The sequence below is a fragment of the Tateyamaria armeniaca genome (assembly GCF_045797845.1).
GTDB lineage: Bacteria > Pseudomonadota > Alphaproteobacteria > Rhodobacterales > Rhodobacteraceae > Tateyamaria > Tateyamaria armeniaca.
The window spans coordinates 3942535-3964493 of record NZ_JBHDIY010000002.1; the positions used below are offsets into that span (position 1 = coordinate 3942535).

The 21959-nt window shown below is 62.1% G+C and carries 16 protein-coding genes and 3 pseudogenes; 12 read left to right on the top strand and 7 right to left on the bottom strand.

Going from position 1 to position 21959, the window contains the following annotated elements:
• Positions 1 to 12: 12 nt before the first annotated feature.
• From ACERZ8_RS20045 to dtd, 9 genes and pseudogenes are all read left to right on the top strand, one after another.
• On the top strand, positions 13 to 1209 hold the full coding sequence (locus ACERZ8_RS20045) for a toxic anion resistance protein (protein ID WP_407593935.1): 1197 nt from the start codon (positions 13 to 15) through the stop codon (positions 1207 to 1209).
• An 11-nt stretch (positions 1210 to 1220) separates the two neighbouring features.
• Positions 1221 to 2183 (top strand): DUF2927 domain-containing protein, encoded by a 963-nt coding sequence (locus ACERZ8_RS20050; protein WP_407593936.1) that lies wholly within the window; start codon positions 1221 to 1223, stop codon positions 2181 to 2183.
• 21 nt (positions 2184 to 2204) lie between these two features.
• Positions 2205 to 3313, top strand: a pseudogene (locus tag ACERZ8_RS20055) (SPFH domain-containing protein).
• Between the two features lie 228 nt (positions 3314 to 3541).
• The gene (locus tag ACERZ8_RS20060) at positions 3542 to 4570 is read left to right on the top strand and encodes a fatty acid desaturase (protein ID WP_407593937.1); all 1029 of its coding nucleotides are present in this window, start codon (positions 3542 to 3544) and stop codon (positions 4568 to 4570) included.
• 128 nt (positions 4571 to 4698) lie between these two features.
• Entirely contained in the window at positions 4699 to 5259 is a 561-nt protein-coding gene (locus ACERZ8_RS20065) for a cytochrome b (RefSeq protein ID WP_407593939.1), read from the top strand.
• 13 nt (positions 5260 to 5272) lie between these two features.
• Entirely contained in the window at positions 5273 to 5683 is a 411-nt protein-coding gene (locus tag ACERZ8_RS20070) for a hypothetical protein (protein ID WP_407593940.1), read from the top strand.
• Positions 5680 to 6801, top strand: a complete 1122-nt coding sequence (locus ACERZ8_RS20075; protein WP_407593941.1) for a TFIIB-type zinc finger domain-containing protein — start codon at positions 5680 to 5682, stop codon at positions 6799 to 6801. The genes ACERZ8_RS20070 and ACERZ8_RS20075 overlap by 4 nt, the downstream gene beginning before the upstream one ends.
• On the top strand, positions 6798 to 7469 hold the full coding sequence (locus ACERZ8_RS20080; RefSeq protein ID WP_407593942.1) for a nitroreductase: 672 nt from the start codon (positions 6798 to 6800) through the stop codon (positions 7467 to 7469). The genes ACERZ8_RS20075 and ACERZ8_RS20080 overlap by 4 nt, the downstream gene beginning before the upstream one ends.
• Complete coding sequence (gene dtd, locus ACERZ8_RS20085; protein ID WP_407593943.1) at positions 7466 to 7912, top strand: D-aminoacyl-tRNA deacylase; 447 nt, start codon at positions 7466 to 7468, stop codon at positions 7910 to 7912. The genes ACERZ8_RS20080 and dtd overlap by 4 nt, the downstream gene beginning before the upstream one ends.
• Before the next feature lie 110 nt (positions 7913 to 8022).
• Here dtd and ACERZ8_RS20090 read toward each other — a convergent pair whose 3' ends face one another.
• The 7 genes and pseudogenes from ACERZ8_RS20090 to ACERZ8_RS20120 all read right to left on the bottom strand — a co-directional run.
• On the bottom strand, positions 8023 to 8544 hold the full coding sequence (locus tag ACERZ8_RS20090) for a GNAT family N-acetyltransferase (protein ID WP_407593944.1): 522 nt from the start codon (positions 8542 to 8544) through the stop codon (positions 8023 to 8025).
• Between the two features lie 163 nt (positions 8545 to 8707).
• Positions 8708 to 9889, bottom strand: coding sequence for an HlyD family type I secretion periplasmic adaptor subunit (locus ACERZ8_RS20095; protein ID WP_407593945.1), 1182 nt, complete (start codon positions 9887 to 9889; stop codon positions 8708 to 8710).
• Complete coding sequence (locus tag ACERZ8_RS20100) at positions 9886 to 12093, bottom strand: ATP-binding cassette domain-containing protein (protein WP_407594325.1); 2208 nt, start codon at positions 12091 to 12093, stop codon at positions 9886 to 9888. The genes ACERZ8_RS20095 and ACERZ8_RS20100 overlap by 4 nt, the downstream gene beginning before the upstream one ends.
• A 29-nt stretch (positions 12094 to 12122) precedes the next feature.
• Positions 12123 to 13400 carry a TolC family protein gene (locus ACERZ8_RS20105; RefSeq protein ID WP_407593946.1) on the bottom strand — a complete coding sequence of 426 codons (1278 nt, stop codon included), beginning with the start codon at positions 13398 to 13400 and terminating at the stop codon, positions 12123 to 12125.
• Between the two features lie 205 nt (positions 13401 to 13605).
• Positions 13606 to 13968, bottom strand: coding sequence for a hypothetical protein (locus ACERZ8_RS20110; RefSeq protein ID WP_407594338.1), 363 nt, complete (start codon positions 13966 to 13968; stop codon positions 13606 to 13608).
• A 303-nt stretch (positions 13969 to 14271) separates the two neighbouring features.
• Positions 14272 to 14361 (bottom strand): annotated as a pseudogene (locus ACERZ8_RS20115) (hypothetical protein); the annotation flags it as partial.
• A 325-nt stretch (positions 14362 to 14686) separates the two neighbouring features.
• Positions 14687 to 16786, bottom strand: a pseudogene (locus ACERZ8_RS20120) (Ig-like domain-containing protein); the annotation flags it as partial.
• Between the two features lie 218 nt (positions 16787 to 17004).
• Between ACERZ8_RS20120 and ACERZ8_RS20125 the strand changes: the two are divergent.
• The 3 genes from ACERZ8_RS20125 (at position 17005) to ACERZ8_RS20135 (ending at position 21836) form a co-directional block, all read left to right on the top strand.
• On the top strand, positions 17005 to 18105 hold the full coding sequence (locus tag ACERZ8_RS20125; RefSeq protein WP_407593947.1) for a DUF4147 domain-containing protein: 1101 nt from the start codon (positions 17005 to 17007) through the stop codon (positions 18103 to 18105).
• Positions 18106 to 18150: 45 nt separating this feature from the next.
• The gene (locus ACERZ8_RS20130) at positions 18151 to 20103 is read left to right on the top strand and encodes a CocE/NonD family hydrolase (protein WP_407593949.1); all 1953 of its coding nucleotides are present in this window, start codon (positions 18151 to 18153) and stop codon (positions 20101 to 20103) included.
• Between the two features lie 140 nt (positions 20104 to 20243).
• Positions 20244 to 21836, top strand: coding sequence for an ABC transporter substrate-binding protein (locus ACERZ8_RS20135; protein WP_407593951.1), 1593 nt, complete (start codon positions 20244 to 20246; stop codon positions 21834 to 21836).
• Positions 21837 to 21959: the final 123 nt, after the last annotated feature.

Sequence of the window (21959 nt, forward strand, 5' to 3'; positions counted from 1 at the left end):
AGGTATCCCATCATGTCCGAGACCATCCGCAAAAAGGCCGAAAGCGCTCTGGCCGCCGTCGAAGAAGTGACAGCCGTCGTGTTGCCCGAACCCAAGGACGCGAACGCGATTGTGCCACTGGCCGAGGCGGACGCCCCTGTCGGCACCGAAATCCGCGCCCGGATGGACGAGATTGATATGAACGACACCAATTCAATCGTGTCCTTCGGCTCTGCCGCTCAGGCCGAATTGCAGGAAATCTCTCAGGCCATGCTGACGGATGTGCGCAACAAGGATGTGGGGCCTGCCGGTGACTCCTTGCGCGGGATCGTGACCACCATTCGCGGCTTTTCCATCTCGGAACTCGACGTGCGCCGCGACCGGTCGTGGTGGGAAAAACTGCTGGGCCGCGCGGCCCCGTTTGCCAAGTTCACGGCGAAGTTCGAAAAAGTGCAGGACCAGATCGACAAGATCACCGACAACCTGCTGGCGCATGAACACACGCTGCTGAAAGACATCAAATCGCTCGACCTGCTGTATGAAAAGACGCTGCAGTTCTATGACGAGCTGGCGCTGTACATTGCCGCCGGCGAGGAAAAGATCAAGGAACTGGACGACACCGTCATTCCAGCCAAGGAAAAGGATGTCGAAGCGGCAGCCGAAGACGACAAGGTCATGGTTGCACAGGAACTGCGCGATCTGCGGGCTGCCCGCGACGATCTGGAACGCCGGGTGCACGATCTGAAACTGACGCGTCAGGTGACCATGCAATCGCTGCCCTCGATCCGTCTGGTGCAGGAAAACGACAAGAGCCTCGTGACCAAGATCAACTCGACCCTCGTGAACACCGTGCCGCTTTGGGAAACCCAGCTGGCTCAGGCCGTCACCATCCAGCGCTCTGCCGAGGCTGCGGCTGCGGTGCGCGATGCCAATGACCTGACCAACGAATTGCTGACCTCGAATGCGGCCAACCTGCGCGAAAGCAACAAGGCCATCCGCACGGAAATGGAGCGCGGCGTATTCGACATCGAAGCTGTCAAGAAGGCCAATGCCGACCTGATCGGCACCATCGAGGACTCGTTGCGCATCGCGGACGAAGGCAAGGCAAAACGCGCCGCCGCCGAAGAAGACCTCAAGAAAATGGAAGCCGATCTGCGCGACACACTGGCCTCGGCCAAGGCGCGCAAGGATGGGGCTGGCGACAACGCGGCCACCTCCGTTCCGGGCTGATCGACAAGGGCATGACCGGCGCGCGGGCCAGAAAATCAGGGTGGGTGTGGCGCGGATTTGCGGCACTCACCCTGCTTGCGGCCTGTGACGAATTCGCGCCGGTTGAACCCGTGCTGACCCCACAGGCGCGCCCGGCGGCGGTGGCCCTGCCTGCCCCCGCCCCGCCCCGCGCCACGTCCGAGCGCAGCGCGGCCCTGCGTCAATATCTGACCCAGGTGCAATCCAGCCAATTGACGTCGGGACTGCTGCGGCAGGACGGCGGCGGCCCGGACACGCCATTCTCGGCAGAAATGCTGGCGCGCAATTTCGAGCAAATCGTGTTTTACAACGAATACGCGCCCAATGGCGCGCGTCGCGGCGGGGCCAGCGATCTGCGCCGCTGGTCTGGCCCGGTACGCATCGGCGTGGCGTTCGGCCCGTCCGTACCACCCAGCCAGCGCATGCAGGACCGCGCCGACGTGCGCGCCTATGCCAGCCGTCTGGCGCGCACGACTGGGCACCCCGTGTCGGCCTCGGGCACGCCGAATTTCATGGTGGTCTTCGCCAGCGAAGATGACCGCGCCGCCACCCTCGACCAGATCGCCGCTCGCCTGCCCGGGGTAACCGTTGCAAACCTGTCCGCCCTGCGCAATCTGCCCCAGGACGCCTATTGCGCGGTTGCGGCCTATGCGTCCGGCGCCGACCGCACAACCTACACTGCTGCCGTGGCGGTGATCCGCGCCGAAAACCCCGACTTGTTGCGCCTGTCCTGCATTCACGAGGAACTGGCCCAAGGCCTTGGCCTTGCCAATGACAGCCCCGAGGCGCGGCCCAGCATCTTCAACGATGACGACGAATTCGCCTTGCTGACGGATCATGACGAGGCCCTGCTGGGCATGCTTTATGATGCGCGCCTCGCGCCCGGCATGACCGTTGAAACCGCGCGCCCTATCGTGCGCATTCTCGCCCGCGAGGCCGTTTCCGGCCCGCTCTGACACGACCAAAGGAGACCCCAAATGGGTATTTTCGACTTCCTCTCCGGTGAATTCATCGACGTCATCCACTGGGTGGACGACACCCGCGACACGATGGTCTGGCGCTTTGAACGCGAGGGGCACGAGATCAAATACGGGGCCAAGCTGACCGTGCGCGAAGGGCAAGCGGCGGTGTTCGTGCACGAAGGGCAACTGGCCGATGTCTTCACCCCCGGGCTCTACATGCTTGAAACCAACAACATGCCGATCATGACGACGCTGCAGCACTGGGATCACGGCTTCAAAAGCCCGTTCAAATCCGAAATCTACTACGTCAACACAACCCGCTTCAACGATCTGAAATGGGGCACCAAGAACCCGATCATCTGCCGCGACCCGGAATTCGGCCCCGTGCGCCTGCGCGCTTTTGGCACCTATAGCGTCAAGGTGGCAGACCCGGCCAAGTTCCTTGTGGAAATCGTCGGCACGGACGGCGAATTCACCATGGACGAGATCAGTTTCCAGATTCGCAACATCATCGTGCAGGAAATGTCGCGCAGCCTTGCCAAATCCGGTATCCCGGTGATGGACATGGCCGCCAACACCCGCGAACTGGGACAGATCGTAGCCAAGGAAATCAGCGCGCAAGTGGCCGAATACGGTCTGGTGATCCCCGAACTTTATATCGAAAACATCTCGCTGCCCCCCGCGGTCGAGGAGGTGATGGACAAACGATCCTCCATGGGAGTGATCGGAAACCTCAACGAATACATGCAATTCCAGGCCGCCGAAGCGCTTGGGCGCGAAGGTGGCGGGGCCGGAGACGCGATGCAGGCGGGCCTTGGGGCCGCGATGGGCCTGCAAATGGGCAACATGGCGGCGCAATCCGGTCCGTGGGGGCGCAGCCTACGCGCAGCGCCGCACCCACACCGCCCCCGCCCCCTGTCGAACATGTCTGGCACATCGCCGAAGGCGGACAGACCACCGGTCCGTTCTCCAAAGCACGCATGGCCCGCATGGCAGCGGATGGCGACCTCAGACGGGACTCCTATGTCTGGACGGCCGGGCAGGACGGATGGCTCAAGGCCGAGGATGTGACGGAACTGGCGCAACTTTTCACCATCCTGCCACCCCCGCCACCGGGCGCATAAGGGGGCACGGCGGCGCGCCTTTGACCGGGATCGCAAGCACAGATGGAACGAATTGGCATGCGCGGCACGTACGCCCCCGCATGCCAATATTTTGACGGGCCATGCCGGCACCCCGGACCAGCTGACACAAATGTCACCAGACGATTCGCATCGCCGTGCCCAAGTTACCTTTCCGAAACGTCTCGGGTCGTGTATCAGCTTCCGGTATAACAAAAAAATAGCAGGCACATGTTTGATCACGACGACACGGCCGGGCAGACGCCCGCGCAGCGACCTGCCATTGAATGGGTCAAGACACTTTCCCAATATCGCGAACCTGATGCCCTGCGCAGCTCGTTCGAGCTGGCGGTGACAATCGGGCCGTTCGTGCTGCTTTGGGCGCTGGCATGGTGGGCCATGTCGATCAGCTATTGGCTGACATTCACCATTTCGCTGATCAACGCCGGGTTCCTGCTGCGCCTGTTCTGTATCCAGCATGATTGCGGGCATGGCGCGTTTTTCAAGAACCGCACAGTCAGCGACTGGCTGGGGCGTGTCATCGGGGTGGTAACCCTGACACCATATGATGTGTGGCGGCGCTCGCATTCGCTGCATCACAGTTCGTCGGGCAATCTCGGGCGGCGTGGAATGGGCGACGTGCACACGCTGACCGTGACGGAATATCGCGCATTGACCCCCTTCAACCGCTTGATTTATCGCCTTTATCGCAACCCCGTTGTGTTGTTTGGTCTTGGGCCCGGGTACCTGTTTTTGCTCCAAAACCGGCTGCCATTGGGTTTGACGGGTCACGTCAAATACTGGGTCAGCGCGATGTGCACCAATGCGGCCATCATCGCCTGGGTCGCGCTCATCGTGTACCTGGGGGGACTGATGCCGATCCTACTTATTTTCCTGCCCTCGACACTGCTGGCAGCCACCGCAGGTGTCTGGCTGTTCTACGTGCAGCATCAGTTTGAGACGACGATCTGGGACAAGGAAGAAAGCTGGCAGATGCACCACTCTGCCCTTGAGGGCAGTTCGCATTACGTTTTGCCGCCCGTGTTGCAATGGGTGAGTGCAAATATCGGCATTCATCACGTTCACCACCTCTACAGTCGCATTCCGTTCTACCGATTGCCGGAAGTGTTGCGCGATCACGTGGATCTGGCCGAGGGCAACCGAATGACCATCAGGCAAAGCCTTGGCAATGCGCGCCTGAACCTGTGGGATGAAGAATCCAGACGCCTGGTGTCATTCGCGCGTGCAAAGGCGCTGTAGCGCCGCGCGAACTGAGAGTGCTGCCACACTCTGAGGGCACAGCGCCGAAGCGCCAGCACACTTTCTCTTGACCGGTGCCAACCCGCACGGATCTTGACAGCTCGCACGTCCAGCCCACACTGAAACGCGTGAAAAACACACGCCCCCTTCTGTCGCGCCTGCCTGCACGGCGCACCGCCCTGAAATGGCTGCACTGGGTCATGGTGCCGCTGTTCATCTGGTTCCTGCTGGTCCAGCCCAAAGACGTGACCCCCTTCGGTCCCGCCGCCTTTCAGGCGCACTCCATGCTCGCCCTGATCTTTGTGTCGCTGTCGCTGTTGTGGTTTGCAGACCTGATGCGCCGGGGGTTGGCCAGCCGACCGGGCCCCAAGCTGAAAGGGCGCTGGCGGACCTTGCATCGCGCGCTGCATCTGACCCTAATCTGGGGGCTGTTCTTTGTCGCTGTCACCGGGTTCCTACTCGGCCTCACATCTGCGGTGTTGCTCAAGGCCGGAGGGTTCCTGCCCATCGCCCCGCCCATGGGCTGGCGCGACGCCAATGACATCGTCGGGCAAATCCACATCATCGAATTCTACGCTCTTGGCGTGGTCGCGGGCGGACATGCCCTGTTCCATCTCTGGCGGCACTACATCTTACGGGACAACGCCTTGCGGATCATGTTACCCAAGGTCCTGCACCGATACCTGTAAAGGGCAAACCCGAATGCGCCGCCGCGCCACGATCCTTCTGCACTGGCTCACCTTCGTGGTGCTGATCCTGCTGGTCGCCGCAGGACCACTGCCCGCTCTTGCATGGACCTTCGGGCTGAGCGGGCTGGCGATGTGCGCGCTTGCGCTGACAAACGGGCTTATGAACGGCCCCGGTCCCAAACTGGAAGGGGCCTTGCGCACCGCGCATCCGTGGCTCAGCCGGGCCATGTACGCAGCGCTCGGGGGTGTTGCAGCCCTCAGCATCTGGGGACAGGTGGCACAAGGGCCTGACCTCGCGCCGATCTACTTTTACCTCATGTCCGCATCGGCGCTGCATGCCATTTTCCATCTCTGGCGGCATACGGCTCTTGGCGATGGTGCCTTGCGCAGGATCACACCCAAAGCAGTGCACGGAGTGCTATGACAGACCTGCCCGACCTCTCGAACGCGCCCGCCCCGGCGGACCACCGTTTTCCCTGCGACAATTGCGGGGCGGATTTCCGTTTTGACCCGCAAGCAGGCACGCTGACCTGCGATCATTGTGGCAACACGACCCAGATCGAAGGGACGCGCGAGGCAGCGCCTGCGGCCATATCGGAACTCGACTACCGCGCCGCCTTAAACGCCACCTTGCCCAGCGAAGAGATCGAGGAAACCCGCGTTTCCAAGTGCCCGAACTGCGCGGCACAAGTCGAATTCGACGCCAACGTGCACGCCGCCGAATGCCCGTTCTGCGCCACGCCCGTGGTCACGGACACCGGCGCGCACCGCCACATCAAACCGCGCGGTGTGTTGCCCTTTGCCATGACCGAGGCCGAGGCACGCAAGGCCATGACCGACTGGCTCGGCTCGCTTTGGTTCGCCCCGAACGGGCTGCAGGACTACGCGCGCAAGGGGCGCAGCCTGCAAGGCATCTATGTGCCCTACTGGACCTTCGATGCAGACACGCGCAGCGCCTATACCGGCGAACGCGGCACGGTCTATCACGAGACGCAAACTGTAATGCGCGACGGCAAACGCACACAGGTGCAGGTGGCCAAGGTCCGCTGGCAACGCACGCGCGGCAAGGTTGCCCGCTTTTTCGACGACGTGCTTGTGCTGGCCTCAACGTCGCTTCCCAAACGCTTTACCGATGCGCTGGAACCCTGGGATCTCAGCGCATTGCAACCCTATGCCCCTGAATTCCTCGCGGGCTTTCGGGCCGAAGGGTACGCGGTCGAGCTTGAACAGGGTTTTGTCGAGGCACGGCTGCGCATGGACCGCATCATCGCCCGCGACGTGCGTTTTGACATCGGCGGGGATCGCCAGCGTATCCATTCCGTTGACACCAAACTTGGCGCAGTCACCTTCAAGCACATCCTTTTGCCCGTCTGGCTGGCCGCCTACAAATACCGCGGCGAAACCTACCGCTTCGTCGTGAACGGGCGCACGGGCCGGGTGCAGGGCGAACGCCCTTATTCGGCGGGCAAGATTGCACTGGCCGTTGTGATCGGGGTGCTGATCGCCGGGGCCGTCGGATTCGTCGCGGCGTTGCAGGGATGAGCGGTTACGACACGCTCACCGACCTGCTGCGCGCCCGTTTTTCCTGTCGCGCGTTTCTGGACACTCCCGTGCCGCAGGATAAGATCGCCCGCATCGTGCAGGCCGCACGCCACGTGCCAAGCTGGTGCAACGCCCAGCCGTGGCAGTTGATCATCACCAGCGGGGCCGCCACCGACGCATTCCGCGAAGCACTTTTCACAGCCGCCAGCACAACGCCCCCTGCCCCCGATCTGCCATGGCCCGAAGGCTACCCCGGTGTGTACGGGGATCGCCGCCGCGCCTGCGGTTTTCAGCTTTATGATGCGGTGGGGATCGAAAAAGGCGACCGCGCCGCCTCGGGCAGACAGATGATGGAAAACTACCGCCTGTTCGGCGCACCGCACGTGGCCATCGTGACAGCGCCAAAAGCACTCGGACCCTACGGCGCGATGGACACCGGCGGCTTTGTCACCGCCTTTTGCCTTGCGGCCCAAGCACTTGGAGTGGCCAGCATCCCGCAAGCGGCCATCGCGGCGCAAGCCCTCTTCGTGCGCAACCATTTCGACATACCCGAAGACGCGATGATCCTCTGCGCCATTTCTTTCGGCTATGCCGATCCTAACCACCCAGCGAACAATTTGCGCACCGCGCGGGCCGAGGTCGAAGACATCGTGGACTGGCGCAGATGAGAGCGCTGCTGCAACGGGTGAGCCACGCGCAAGTCGAGGTTGCGGGCGAAGTGGTTGGCCAATGCGGAGCGGGTCTGCTGATCCTTGTCTGCGCGATGCCCGGTGATGATGTAGACACGGCGACGGCCCTTGCCGCGAAGATATCAAAGCTGCGTTTGTTCAAAGACGATGCGGGCAAGATGAACCTCTCCATCCTGCAAACCGGTGGCAGTGCCTTGGTGGTCAGCCAGTTCACTTTGGCGGCGGACACATCGCGCGGCAATCGCCCCGGATTCTCGGGTGCCGCAGGGCCCGACGCGGCCGAAACTCTCTACCTGCAATTCGCACACGCCCTGCGCGACATCGGCATCACGACAGAGACGGGAAAGTTCGGCGCGGACATGAATGTTTCACTGGTCAATGACGGGCCGGTGACGATCTGGCTGGATACGAACGACCCTTAAGTCCGCTGCACATGCGGGCGCATCGCGGATGCGGACACATCCGATCGGCCCACCATGCTGTTGGCACGTCCAGCCAGGGCTTATCACGGAGAAATGTCGTCAGGGTCGTTTCACTGGCCCACCTTTGTGTGAACCCAGACTTCCGCTTCTGGTTCATGCTGTGCCCTCGTGCCATCTGTACTGGCCCCAAGCCGTTTCGCCACAGCCTGTGAGCGGGTATTGCCGCAGTCAATGTAGCTGTAAAGCTGATCCAGCCCCAGCTCCTCAGCGGCCCATTTTTTGACGGCAATCGCCGCTTCTGTTGCGTAGCCTTTTCCTTCCGCGCCTTCGAACAGATGCCACGCCAGTTCCTCGTCCGGCCAATTGGAATGCTTGAGCAGGCCCACGCGACCAACCGGCTGTCCGGTCTTTTGTAGAACGAGCGTAAAAAAGCCGAAGCCGTGCCACTGCCAGTGGCCGACGCCCGTCAGAAATCCGAACCACGCCTGTTCCGCTGTGATCGTCTCGCCCTGCGCCTGCATCGACGGGGCACTGGTCATGAACCGGGTAAACGCCGCAAGATCACTCCGTTCAGGTCCACGAAGGGTTAGCCGTTCGGTCGTCAGCATGGGTGCGGTTGTGAGATTCTTCATGACACGCCTTTCTGTTCGCAGACCCGGGGGGCAGTTAGGAGAAGTATAGCGAAGGGTGTCGTCCCACTGAAAGCAGCCATTTGGGAGCTTCCGCCGCAAGCTGAGACCCACCGTGAACACTCAAGAGACCTACAGGCTGCCCGTCATGGGGCACAGACACGTCTCATGGCTCGCGAAACGCCTCGCGCGACTTGTACAGCGGCTTCAGAAGATACTGCAGCACTGTCTTTGAACCGGTGTGCAACTCCACCTCGGCCTGCATGCCCGGACGGATTGCAATGCTGCGCTGGCGAACACTCAGATCGGACGTATCCACTCCAAGTGTCACTTTGTAATGCGGATCGCCATCCGCCTTGCGCTCGTCCTTGAACGTATCCGCCGAGATCAGGCGCACCTGCCCTTTGAGCGAGCCATAGATGGTGTAATCATACGCACTCAGCTTGATCGTCGCCTCTTGCCCCGGACGCACCCCGGCGATGTCCTTGGGGGACACCCGCGCCTCGACGAACAGTTCCTCGTCCAGCGGAATGATCTGCATGATCTCTTCGCCCGGGCGCACCACGCCGCCGATGGTCGTGACGGACAGATTGTTCACCACGCCGCGCATCGGGCTGACCAGCGCAGTGCGGTTCAACTGGTCCTGTGCGGCCTTGAAGTTCTGGCGCAACGTGCCGAGTTCCTTGAGCGTGTCAGAATAGGCCTGCGCGCGCTCCAACTCGGTGCTGGTCATGATCTCATCCAGCTTGATGCGCGCATCCGCGTGGGCTTTGCGGGCGCGCGTCACTTCGATCAGCGCCACGATGTTGCGCTCCAGCAAGTCTTCGAGCAGTGCACGTTCCTTGGCCGCCTGATCCAGCACCCGTTGTGCGCCCTCCCGACGGCTTAAAAAATCCGTCTGACGTGCATTCAGCAACGCGCGTTCACTGGCAAGCAGCCCTTGCATTTGCGCGCCAAGATCTTCGGGGATCGTAAAGTCGAACTGCCCGGCCAATTCCGCCTCAAGACGCAACTGGCGGACAGTCAATGCGGTGATCTGGTTTTGCAGATCGTCCGCCTGACTTTGAAACTGGGTGCTTTCAAGCCGCGCCAGCACTTCACCCCGGTTCACGATATCGCCCTCGCTCACCGACAATTCCGCCAGAATGCCCCCTTCGAGGTTCTGGATGATCTGCGGGCGCGAGGACGAAATCATCTCGCCCTGCCCGCGCACAATCTCGTCCACCCATGCAAACGCCGCCCAAAGGACAAAGACCACCACCGCCGCACCACACAGATAGATGACGCGGGCCGGGCCGCGCATGTCCGCCTCAAGCTGCGCGCCCAGACTGGCAGAGGCCATGGTCATGCGATTTTCCCCCGCAACGGAACTGCCTTGTTGATGTGGGCCAGCACCTGATCCTGCGGCCCATCAATCGTCATGCGACCGTTCTGCAGGATCAGCGTGCGGTTGGTCAGCGACAGGATCGGCACACGATGGGTCGCAATGATGGCCGTGCGTCCGGCCATCCATGTCTCAAGCCGTTTGACAAGCGTGGCCTCAAGCGTCTGATCCAGCGCTGCCGTGGGTTCGTCCAGCAGGCAGACCTTGGGGTCCTGCAACCACAGGCGCGCCCAGCCGATCGACTGGCGCTGCCCGATGGACAGGCCCTGCCCGCCGTCCTGAATTTCCAGATCAAGGCCCTTGTGGTGCTCCTTGACGAATGGGCCAAGCCCCGCGAAATCAAGCGCTTGCATCAGGCGCGCATCGTCACGCTCCAAAAGCGTCAGGTTCAGGTTGTCGCGCAACGTGCCCGAAAACAGCCGCACGTCCTGCCCCAGATAGCCGATCAGGCGGCGCAAGTCGCGCGGTTCGATCTGGGCCATGTCGGTGCCGTCGATCAGCACGCGCCCTTTGGTGGGTGCATAGACGCCCGAGAGGAGTTTGAGCAGTGACGACTTGCCTGCGCCATTGCTGCCCAGCACCGCGATCTTTTGACCCGGTTTGATCTGAACCGCCCCGATGTCGAGCGTGGGCGCGCCGTCCTCTTCATACTGGAACTGGACATCGCGCAGCTCAAAATGGCCGTTGAGTGCATCGCGTCGCAGATAGGTCCGGCCCGGCAGTGCATCCTGCGGTGCCTCTGCAATGGCCTCAAGCCCATCAAGTGCCGCCTTGACGTTGCCCCAACGCGCCATGGTGCCTGCAAGCTGCGTGAGCGGCGCAAGTGTGCGCGACGTGAGAATGCCGACGGCGATGATCGAACCGACGGTCAACTGCCCGGCGAATACCAGATAAGTGCCCGCAATCACCGCGCCCACATAGGTCATCTGCTGCATGCCTTGGCTCCAGAACGTCAGCACCGAGGCAAGGCGGCGCTGTTCGGAGGACTTCATCGCACTCAGCGTTGTCAGTTCCTGCCACAGGCGCATGACGCGATCTTCGGCGCGCTGGGTCTTGACCGTGTCGCGTTCAAAAATTGCCTCGTGCAGCAAGCGCGAGGATTTGGCAGAGGCCCCTTGGGTATCCTGGGTCAGTTGCAGCATCCGCCGTTGCAGAAAAAAGCCGGGGATGACCATTAGCGCGCCGCCCAGGATCAGAACCCATACAACCGGCCCCGCAATCGACGCGACAAGCAACAGGAACACAAAGATGAACGGAATGTCGGCAATGGTGCCGATGGTCGAGGCGGTGAAGAATTCGCGCACCGACCCGAATTCGCGCATGGCCGAGAATGTCATCGACGGCGACTGGCCACGCAGGTCCGACCGCATGCCCATCACGCGCTCCATCAGCAGGGTCAGCACGCTGAGTTCGATCTGGCGGCCCGCGCCGTCCATTAGACGTGCCCGCGCGATCTTGAGGAACGCCTCAAGCAGCAGGGCAAGGCAGGCACCGATGGCGAGCACCCACAGCGTCGCCTCGGACTGATGCGGGATCACCCGGTCATACACCTGAAGCGAAAACAGCGCGACAGACACAGCCAGCAGATTGGCGACGAACGATCCCAGCGCGATCTCTCCCAACGCCTTGCGGAAACGATGAAATTCACCCCAGAACCAATGTGGCTTGTCGCCTTCGGTGCCATGGGTTTCGGCAACGCGCGACAGTGGTGCCTCGGCCCGTACCACCAGCCCCGCAAAGAACGGGGCAAATTCGGTGACCGGCACCTGTGCGCGGTTGTCGGTGCAGGTCTTGTCGTAAAGGATCACATCGCCGCGCGACACGCCCAGCACCAGCACGACCTGCCCGCTGGTCATGTAGGCAAGGGCGGGCCACTGGTCGGCGGACAGATGTTTGACCTTCTGCGCCTGCGCGACCAGACCACAGGCCTGCAACCCGGCAACAAGGGCTTGCGCCTCGTCCGTCACACTCGCCCCGGCGCGGGTGCGCGCGCGCAAGCTGTCAAGGACATCCGCATGGGCCGTTTTCACACCCAGAATACCAGCATAAGCGACCGACACGTCCGCACGCGCATGCAGGCGATCATCAAAACGGTTGGCATTGTCGGCCTGATTGACTTGCCGCGCCGCACCTGTCCCGGCACTGATCGACGCACCATTTCCGTTCATGATGGTGAGGGTAAAAGGGCGTTTGGGGCTCAAATCTGATCTCCGTCCGCAAGCACGCCCTGCACGCGCGCCAATTCGATCTGCAACCGCAGTGCTTCGAATTTGAGGGTGATCTCGCTGGTCTGGCGGGCGGCGAAGGTTTCGTACACGCCGACCACATCCATGACAGGGCGGCGTCCGGCCTCGTACTGGGCGCGGAACAGATTAAGGTTGGCCTTGGCCTGCGCGGTCAATCCGCGCGACTCCTGTGCCTGACGGGCCTTGGCGGCCACTTGCCCTTCGAGCTTGCGCAAGGTGCGGTTGGCGTCTTCAGTGGCTTGGGCAACGCGGCGGCCTGCCGCCTCTTTTGCGGCGCTTATGGCTTGCAAGCGTGCGCTGGTACCAAGGCCGATGCCCGTGCCCCCGGCGGTGATGCCTGCCCCGCTGTTTTCACCCACGGCGGCTTGCGCGCTTATGCCGGGCAACTGATTGGCGCGGTCGATCCGGGCCTGCGCGATGTCGCGCTCTTTTTCCGCTTCGGCGCGGGTGACGGCCAAAGGTTGCGCTGCAGAGGCGCTGACGCTCAGCGCCTGAAGACCGCGCACGTCGTTTTGCGGGGCGATGGACATTGCGTTGAGTTCGGCCAGAGCCGTTCCCGCCGCTTCATCGCTTGCCGCAATCGAGGCGCGGATTTCGGACAGTTTCTGGCGGATCACGTTCAGGTCAGACATATCGGACACCCCGCCGCGAACGCGTTCGGACATGATGTATTCGAAATGCTCCATCTCGCGCAGTGTGGCCCGGTGCAGATGCGCCGCCTCGCGCCCCTCGGCAGCTGCAAGGTACAGGCCAAGCCCCGTTGCGACCCGATCATTGGTGTCTTCGGCCAGTGTGACAGCAGCCACTTCGACATCCGCCTTGGCAAAGGCACGCTCCCCTTTCTTGCGGCCATTGTCGAACAGCACCTGATCGACAACGATCTGGCTGACGATGTCTCCAAGGGAATTGAGGCTGATGCGGGGGCCAATCGTGGGCAGCCAGTTTTTGGAGGCCGCTGACGCGCGCAGGCGTGCCGCACGCAATTCGGTTTCTGCCGCGCGCGCATTTGCCGCCAGCACGCTGGTTGTCACACGCTCATATGCGCTGCCCGAGGGCAGGACGGATGAACGCGTCAAAAGCCCTTGGATAACAACGCTTTCACTGTTCAGTGTCGCATCGTTTTTCGTCGGAGTCTGGCGCAGGGCCGCATTGGGTCGCTCTGTTCCGACATCCATACCCGCACCGGAATTCATCCGCGAGACAAAGGACGCCTCACCCGTGCTGCCCATGCACCCTGCCTGCAGCGTTGCAGCGACACACAGCGCCGCCAACCTGATACCACCTTGCCTCATCGTCCGGTCCCGTTTCGGGTTATTATCGTTGTAGAGGATGGGCGCGGTTGCGGAGTTTCGGTCCGCGCCTCTTATCTTTCTGGAATGCTCGATTTTTTTGTTTTTGTTGGTCTTGCCCAGTGAAATTTCGTTTGATTTTACCTTATGCGATGGCCGTGTTGACGGTGATGTCATCGTCGAGGATGACAGTGCCCTCGGTGCCCAGCGAATAGACATCATAGGTCTGGTCATCGACCGCGACCGATCCGGTCCAGGTGGCCCCTGCGATTGTCACAGTATCGTCCGCGCCGCCATGAATGGTCAGGGTGTCGGTTGCATCCGACAGGCCCACAAGCTGCGCTTCGGTGATGGTCAGGTTCGCTTCTTCGGCGAATTGCAACTCGACCGCTTCGATCTGGTAGCCACCCAGCGATGGGTTGGACAGATCAATGGCGCTGTTCGCGCTTTCGTCGTCCAGCACGACGTAGGTGCCACTGGTGTTGCCTGCCGCATCTGTCGAGTTCACGATCAGATGCGAGCCGTCCGGCACGTTTGTGGCAAACTGGAAATTGGTCTCGCCCAGCACGTCGATGTCCACCTGCGTTGCCTGCACATCGCTGATGGTGCCATTTGCGTTGACCTGTGCAACTGTCAGATCGCCGTCGCTTTGCTCGGTCGATATCCCGCGGATGCCGTCGCCAGCGCGGGTGTAGCTGGCAATGACCGGGCCGTCTGGCGCGTCCGTGTCGATGGCCAGCGTGTCGCTGATCGTGTCGGTATTGCCCACGGGATCCGTCGCCAGGACCGTGATCGCCGCATCGTAGGTGCCGCCCGGGATCGCGGATGCCGGGATGTTCAGCGACCAGCTGCCCGAAGCATCTACATTTGCGGCCAGCACGGTGCCGTTGAAATCGACCATGACGGTCGATCCCGCCTCGACCTGACCGCCAAGCGCGATGCCGCTGCGCGCCTCGGCCCCGCTGATCACATCGTCCGCTGTAACAGTGTCCTGAATGTCGAGCTGATTGACCAGCGTATCGACCCGCACGGTGTCGCTGACCGACGCCACGTTGCCTGCCAGATCGGTCGCCGTCACGCTGACATCGGTGATGTATTCGCCCAAGGGCACCTGCGCAGGCGTGAAAGGTGCTGTCCAGTTGCCTTGCGCATCCACGATGGCCTGCACAGGTGTGCGCGCCCATTGTGACCATAACGGACGATCCAGGCTCGGTCGTGCCGGTCAGGATGACGCCGTCAGACTGCTCTTCGGCGTTGATGATGTTGTCGCCTTCGATCACATCCGCTGCGACCGACAGGTTGTCGACCCGCGTATCCACCTGAACTGTGTCCGTGGCTGTGGCCGTATTGCCTGCGGCATCTGTGGTCGTTGCCGATATCTGCGCCTGATAGGTGCCCTGCGGGATCTCGGCAGAGGAATAGAAGGCCTGCCAGACGCCCGACCCGTTTGCCACCGCCTGATGGGTGACCCCGTTCATCGTCACGCTGACAAGCGCGCCGGGGTCGGCATTGCCCGTCAGGATGACACCGTCGCTGGCCTCGACCCCGTTGATGATGTCATCGCCCTCGATCGGACCTGCGATGGTCAGGACACTGGCGTCAGTGTCGACATTCACCGCCTGTGTGATGCTGCGCGTGTTGCCTGCGGCGTCTGTGGCTGTTGCGCTCACCTGAGTGGCATAGGTGCCGGGCGCGATGGCGTCGCTTGAGAAACTCGCGGTCCACGTGCCGTTGGCTGCCACGATTGCCGTGGTGGAGGTTCCACCAAGGGACACAACGACACTCGATCCGGGTTCCGTGACGCCGGTGACAACCAGACCGGACGCGGCCTCGGCTGCGTTGATCACGCCGTCTGACCCACTTGCGGTCGAGGTGAATTCCAGCGTGTTGACCAGAGTGTCGACCGTGACTGTTCCAGTGGCGGTCGACGTGTTGCCCGCCGCATCTGTTGCCGTGGCCGAGACGTTCACCTGTGTCTCGCCCGACGGAATGTCGGACGGGCCGTAAGTTGTTGACCAGTTTCCGTTGCCATCGACCGTTGCTGTCTGGGTGACACCTTTGAATGTCACCTCGACAGTCGATCCCAGCTGTGCACTGCCAGTCAGGGTGACGCCATCGGCGGCCTCGGCGGCGTTGATCACGCCGTCGCCTTCGACTGTGGCCGTCACAAGGGACAGTTCGGCGATCGTATCGACCACCAGGACATCCGTGACCGTGGTTGTGTTGCCAAAGCTGTCTGTCGCCACGATGCGCACGTCCGACGCATATTCGCCCTCGACCAACGTACCGGACTGCCATGTGGCCGACCACGTGCCAGTGTCGGAAACCGTGACGTTGCGCGTCACATCCGCGATGGTGATGGCAAGCGTCGCGCCCGCCTCGCCCGTGCCGGTCAGCGTGACGCCGCCTGACAGTTCCGTACCATTTACGACGTGCCCAGCGCTTTCGACACCCGTCGTGATCGCGACATCCGGGCCTGTTGTGTCGATGACAAAGACAGGGCCGTCAATTGTTGTTTCGCCGCCGCCGCCATGCGTAAAGGTTACGACTGTTTCCGCCATGCCGTCGGCCGGGAAGTTGGCGCCCTCATAGGTGATCGACCACGTACCATCGTCACCAATCGTCGTTGTCTGAACCGAGCCACCCGCATCCACTTCGACCGTGTCACCGGGTTCGCCCGTGCCGGAGACAACAAAGACATGCGTGTCCGTATCGTCACCGCCCAGTTCCGTCGTGGTGCCGACATTGTCGACTGTCGGCGTTGCAGGGGCGGCTGGACCACCTCCGCCATCTCCTCCGCCACCGCCGCCGCCCAGAACGGCAGCACCACCGACAACAGCAGCCGCGGCTGCAGCGCCGGAGCCAAGCAATCCGGAACCGCCCAGCAAGGCGGCCCCGAGCATCGAGACGTCCTCGTCACCATCCGTGTAAGCGGCATTCGCAACTTCTGTCCGGCCGAGATAGATCAGATCGTCCGACGGGCTCCATTTGCCCCACTGCTCTGTCGGGCCGTATTGCGCGTACAATGCGCCATCGGATGTTTCGACAAACACGACCTCGTTCAGGTAGCCATCTGCCGAAATGAACAGACGGTTCGTCGGGCCTGCATCGTTGAAATAGTTTTCAAGGGTGATCGTGCGGCCATCGACAAGCGTGATGATCAAATCGTCGCCGCTGCGCTGCTGCCCGGCGAGGTCGATCTGCCTCAGGTTCAGGGACACTTCCTGCCCGCTTGTCAATGCGACGTTCGTATCCTGCTCGACAGGAACAATACCACGTTGCAATGCGCCCGTACTATCACGGACAACGAAATCAATCGCTTTCATACCAACACCACTCTCGCCTCTGGCCGCTTTTCGCGATCCAATTCTAATATGCCGCCAGCATTATTCGCCGTGTCAGCACCGCTTTGTGTCGCCATGCATAGCGGAATCGCGAATCAAGGGATAGAGTCTTTTTGACCGTACGTCACAATTTAGCGGGTCCAGCGGTAGATGTTGTGGCGTATCGGGTGTGTTTTGCCGCTGAAAGGTGAGGATTGGGCATGGAAAAGACGGATGACATCATGGCTTTGTGGATGACAGGCGTGCGCGCAGTGCGCGGCGACGTGGCCGTATCCCGTGCGATAGCGGATGGCATTGTGCCCAAGCCTGATCGCATCATCGCGGTTGGCAAGGCGGCCGTGGCGATGGCCCGGCCCGCCTGCGATACGTGGCCGGATGTGCCCTGCCTGATCGTCACGAAATACGACCATGCCGAGGGCGCGCCGCCCCATGCCACGGTGATGGAGGCCGCGCACCCCGTCCCGGACGAAGCGTCGATCACAGCGGGCCGCGCCCTGCAGGAAGCGGTCGCCGCCTGCGACAGCAGTTCCCGCCTGCTGATGCTGGTGTCGGGCGGGGCCTCGGCACTGGCCGAAGTGCCCCAGGACGGGTTGAGCCTGCAGGATCTGATGGACAGCACCAGTGCTTTGCTCGCCTCGGGCGCGACAATTGCCGCGATGAACATGCACCGCTCGGCCCGTTCGCAGATCAAGGGCGGCAAGTTGTTGGCCGGGTTCAAGGGCGCACAGGTCACGACGCTCGCCATTTCGGATGTTGAGGGCGACGCGCTTGCCACAATCGGGTCGGGCATCGGCGACGCGCCCGCAGACCGCGAATTTGACTTCCAGCCTTACATCGTCGCCAGCAATACCATCGCGCGGGACGCCGTGGCCGCTGCCAGCGCATTGCCGATCACGATGAAAGCCGAAACGCTTTACGGCGACATCACCTCTCTGGTCCCGGTCCTGCGCGCACAACTGCATGCAGCACCCGCCGGCCTGATCGTCCTGGGTGGTGAACCGGTGGTTCTTTTACCCCCAGCCCCCGGCAAGGGCGGGCGCAACATGGCACTGGCCCTGAACCTTGCCCGCGAGATTGCGGGTATTGAGGGCCTTCGCATTCTGGTGGGCGGCACCGATGGCACCGACGGGCCAACGGACGCCGCGGGCGCACTGGTGGACGGCTCGACTTGGGATGACAGCGGGGCAGACGCATTGGAGCGCGCGGATGCATATCCATGGCTTGAAGCACGCGGCGCATTGGTCAAAACGGGCCCGACGGGTACGAATGTCGCCGACCTTCTGGTCGCGATCAAGGATTGAGGGGGAACGCTTGACTCTGACACGCGGCGACGAAACCGTGCGCCCATGAAAAACACCCTGCGCGAGATCGAAGAAACCCCCGACCTTGGGATCACCATGGCCGATGGCACCCGCCTGTCGGCGCGCATGTGGCGGCCCGTTGATGCAGGCGATGATCCGGTGCCGGTGATCCTCGAACACCTGCCCTATCGCAAACGCGACGGAACCTGCGCGCGCGACGCGCTGACCCACCCCTATTTTGCGGCCCGTGGCTATGCCTGCCTGCGCGTGGACATGCGCGGAAACGGGGACAGCCACGGGCTGATGGAGGACGAATACACCCAAACCGAACTGGATGACGCCGTCGAGGTGATCAACTGGGTCGCAGCACAGCCATGGTGTAATGGCAGCGTCGGAATGATGGGGATCAGCTGGGGCGGCTTCAACGGGTTGCAGGTCGCGGCCATGGCGCCCGAGCCGCTCAAGGCAGTGATCACGCTGTGTTCGACCGTAGATCGATTTGCCGATGACATCCACTACAAGGGCGGTTGCCTGCTGAACGAAAACCTTGGATGGGGGGCGACGATGTGGAGCTATTCGTCCCGCGCGCCCGACCCTGTCCTGCGCCCCGACTGGCGCGAGATGTGGCTTGAGCGGCTTGAGGCGGAACCGTTCCTGCCGTCGGTCTGGCTGCGCCATCAAAGCCGCGATGCCTACTGGAAACATGGCTCGGTGATCGAAACCTATGACACGATCAAGGCCGGGGTTCTGGCCATCGGTGGCTGGGGCGATGCCTACAAGAACGCGGTGCCGCAACTGGTCGATGCCTTGCCCGGCGCAAAAGGCATCATCGGGCCATGGGTGCACAAGTATCCGCATTTCGCAGTGCCCGAGCCGCGCATCGGTTTTTTGCAGGAAGCGCTGCGATGGTGGGACAAATGGCTCAAACGAGTGGACACAGGTGTCGAGGAGGACCCTGATCTGCGCACATACCTCATGGACGGTGTGCGCCCCGCCACTTGGTACACCGAACGGCCCGGGCGTTGGCTGGCAGATGCAAGCGCCGACACGCAGACATGGCACCTGAGCGATGCCGGGTTGAGCGAGGCGCCCGACCGATTCCACCGCACGATTGCCTCGCCACACGACACCGGCGCAGACGGCGGAGAATACTGCGCCATCTGGCTGGGCCCGGAACTGCCCGGCGACCAACGCCATGATGATGCGCGCAGTGCCACCTTTGACAGCGCCCCGCTTGACCAAGACGTGTCGATCATCGACGCACCGACGATCCGCCTGACCCTCAGCGCCGATGCCCCTGTCGCGCAGATCGCTGTCAGGCTGAACCATGTGCATCCGGACGGAGCCTCCACCCGGATCACCTATGGCGTGTTGAACCTTGCCCGCCATCTGGGGCGTGCGCTCACTCCCGGCCAGGAGGAAGAGATCGAACTGGCGCTTGATCATATCGCCTACACCGTCCCTGCGGGTCATCGGCTGCGCATCGCCATCTCGACCGCCTACTGGCCCCTGATCTGGCCAACGCCAACGCCGGTCACCCTTGAATTGCACGCAGGCTCCCTATCCGTGCAGGCCTTGCGGGCTGCGGGCGACTGGACCTTCCCCGATCCCGACGCGGCGCCGCCGTGGCGGACAGAGGAGTTGCGCCCGGAAAACCATATACGTCGACAGGAAACGGATATGGTCACTGGCGTCACCAGCCTGATCATCGAGGACGATTTCGGAAAGGTCCGCGATCTGGAGTATGGGCTGATCAACGGATCGATTGCACGCGAGCGCTGGTCGATCCATCCCGACGACCCGCTGTCGGCAAGGGGAGCCTGCCACTGGACGGAGGAGCTGAAACGCGACGGCATCGCACTGCGCACCGAAACAAAGTCCGAGATGTGGTCTGATGCGACCCACTTCCATCTGCGCGCATCGCTTGACGCATTCGAGAACGGCAAATCCGTTTACCACCGAGAGGTGACAGACAAAATCAAACGCGATTTGCTCTAAGCCTGCACCCGCATGTCACAGAATTGTCGTGTCAGTTTCCGGCATTAGCCCTTGCGAGCAGGCGGCAAATGCTTAGGCTCTGCGCCACAAACAAAAATACCGCGCACCAGACGCGGATATGATCCAATTGGGAGACACATATGTCGAAAGAACTAGAAAAGCTGTCCGCACGCGTGACAGCAGGTGCGATGACGCGCCGTGAATTCATGAGCCGCGCCGCCGCACTGGGTGTGAGCGCAGCCGTGGCGTCTTCGATGCTGGCCACGCCAGCCAAAGCCGCACCTGTCGCGGGCGGCACCTTTAAAATGGGTGTACAAGGTGGTGAATCCACCAACAGCCAGGACCCCGCCACATGGGCCTCGGACGTGCCGATTGCCGGTGGTCAGCTCTGGGGTGAGGGCCTTGTCGAGGTGGAAGCCGACGGTTCGCTGACAGGTCTTGTCGCCGAAAGCTGGGAAGGCACATCGGATGCCAAGACATGGCGCTTCAAGGTGCGTCAGGGCATCACATTCTCGAACGGTCAGGCCGTCACGGCCGAAGACGTCATGCAGACCATGGCGCGCCACTCGAACGAAGACTCCAAATCGGGCGCCCTCGGCATCGTGCAGGGTATTGAATCCATGCGCACCGATGGTGACGTTTTCGAAGTCACGCTGGCCGTCGGCAACGCCGACCTGCCCTACCTGATGGCCGACTACCACCTGATGATCCAGCCGGGTGGCGGCTTTGACGATCCAACTGCAGCCATCGGCACCGGCGCCTATACGCTGGAAAGCGACGAGCCTGGCGTGCGCATGGTTGGCAAGCGGCGCGACGATTACTGGGGCGGCGACCAGACAGTCACGGCCCACTACGACACGGTCGAAGTCATCGTGTTGAACGACGCCACCGCCCGGACAGCGGCCCTGCAATCGGGCCAGGTCGATACGATCAACCGGGTTGAACCCAAGATTGCAAAACTGCTGGACCGTGCGCCCACGATCGACGTGCTGTCCACAGCCGGGCGCGGTCACTATGTGTTCATCGCACATATCGACACCCCGCCCTTCGACAATCTGGACCTGCGTCTTGCGCTGAAATACGCGCTTAACCGCGAAGAAATGGTTGAAAAGATCCTGCAGGGCTATGGCTCGGTCGGGAACGACATGCCGATCAACGCCGCCTACCCGCTGTTTGACGAAACCATCCCCCAGCGCGAGTTCAACCTCGAAAAAGCGGCCGAGCATTACAAGAAATCAGGCCACGATGGCTCGCCCATCATCCTGCGCACCGCCGACGGGGCCTTCCCCGGCGCGGTCGATGCCGCCGCCCTGTTCCAGCAATCGGCCCAAGCCGCCGGTATCCCGCTGGAAATCAAGCGTGAGCCCAATGATGGCTACTGGTCCGAAGTCTGGAACGTGCAGCCCTTCTGCTGTTCCTATTGGGGCGGTCGCCCGGTGCAGGATCAGATGTACACCACAGCCTACCTCTCCACGGCAGACTGGAACGACACCCGTTGGAAACGTCCCGAATTCGACGCGATGCTGCTTGAGGCGCGCGCCGAACTCGACGAGGCCAAGCGCAAGGACATCTACTCGAAAATGGGTCGCATGCTGAACGAAGAAGGCGGCCTGATCGTTCCGATGTTCAACGACTTCGTCGACGCCGTATCGACCAATGTCAAAGGCTGGGAAAGCGATCCCAACGGTCCTCAGATGAACTGGTACGCGTTCAAAAAGACCTGGAAGGCTTAAAAGCACAGGATCGGGCGGCCCCCACACGGGGCCGCCCGATTGCTTTTAGACACATATATGAATGTCTCGACAAACAGCGAACGGATCGCGCGGCCTTGGCACAGGCCTGCCATTTGCTCGTAT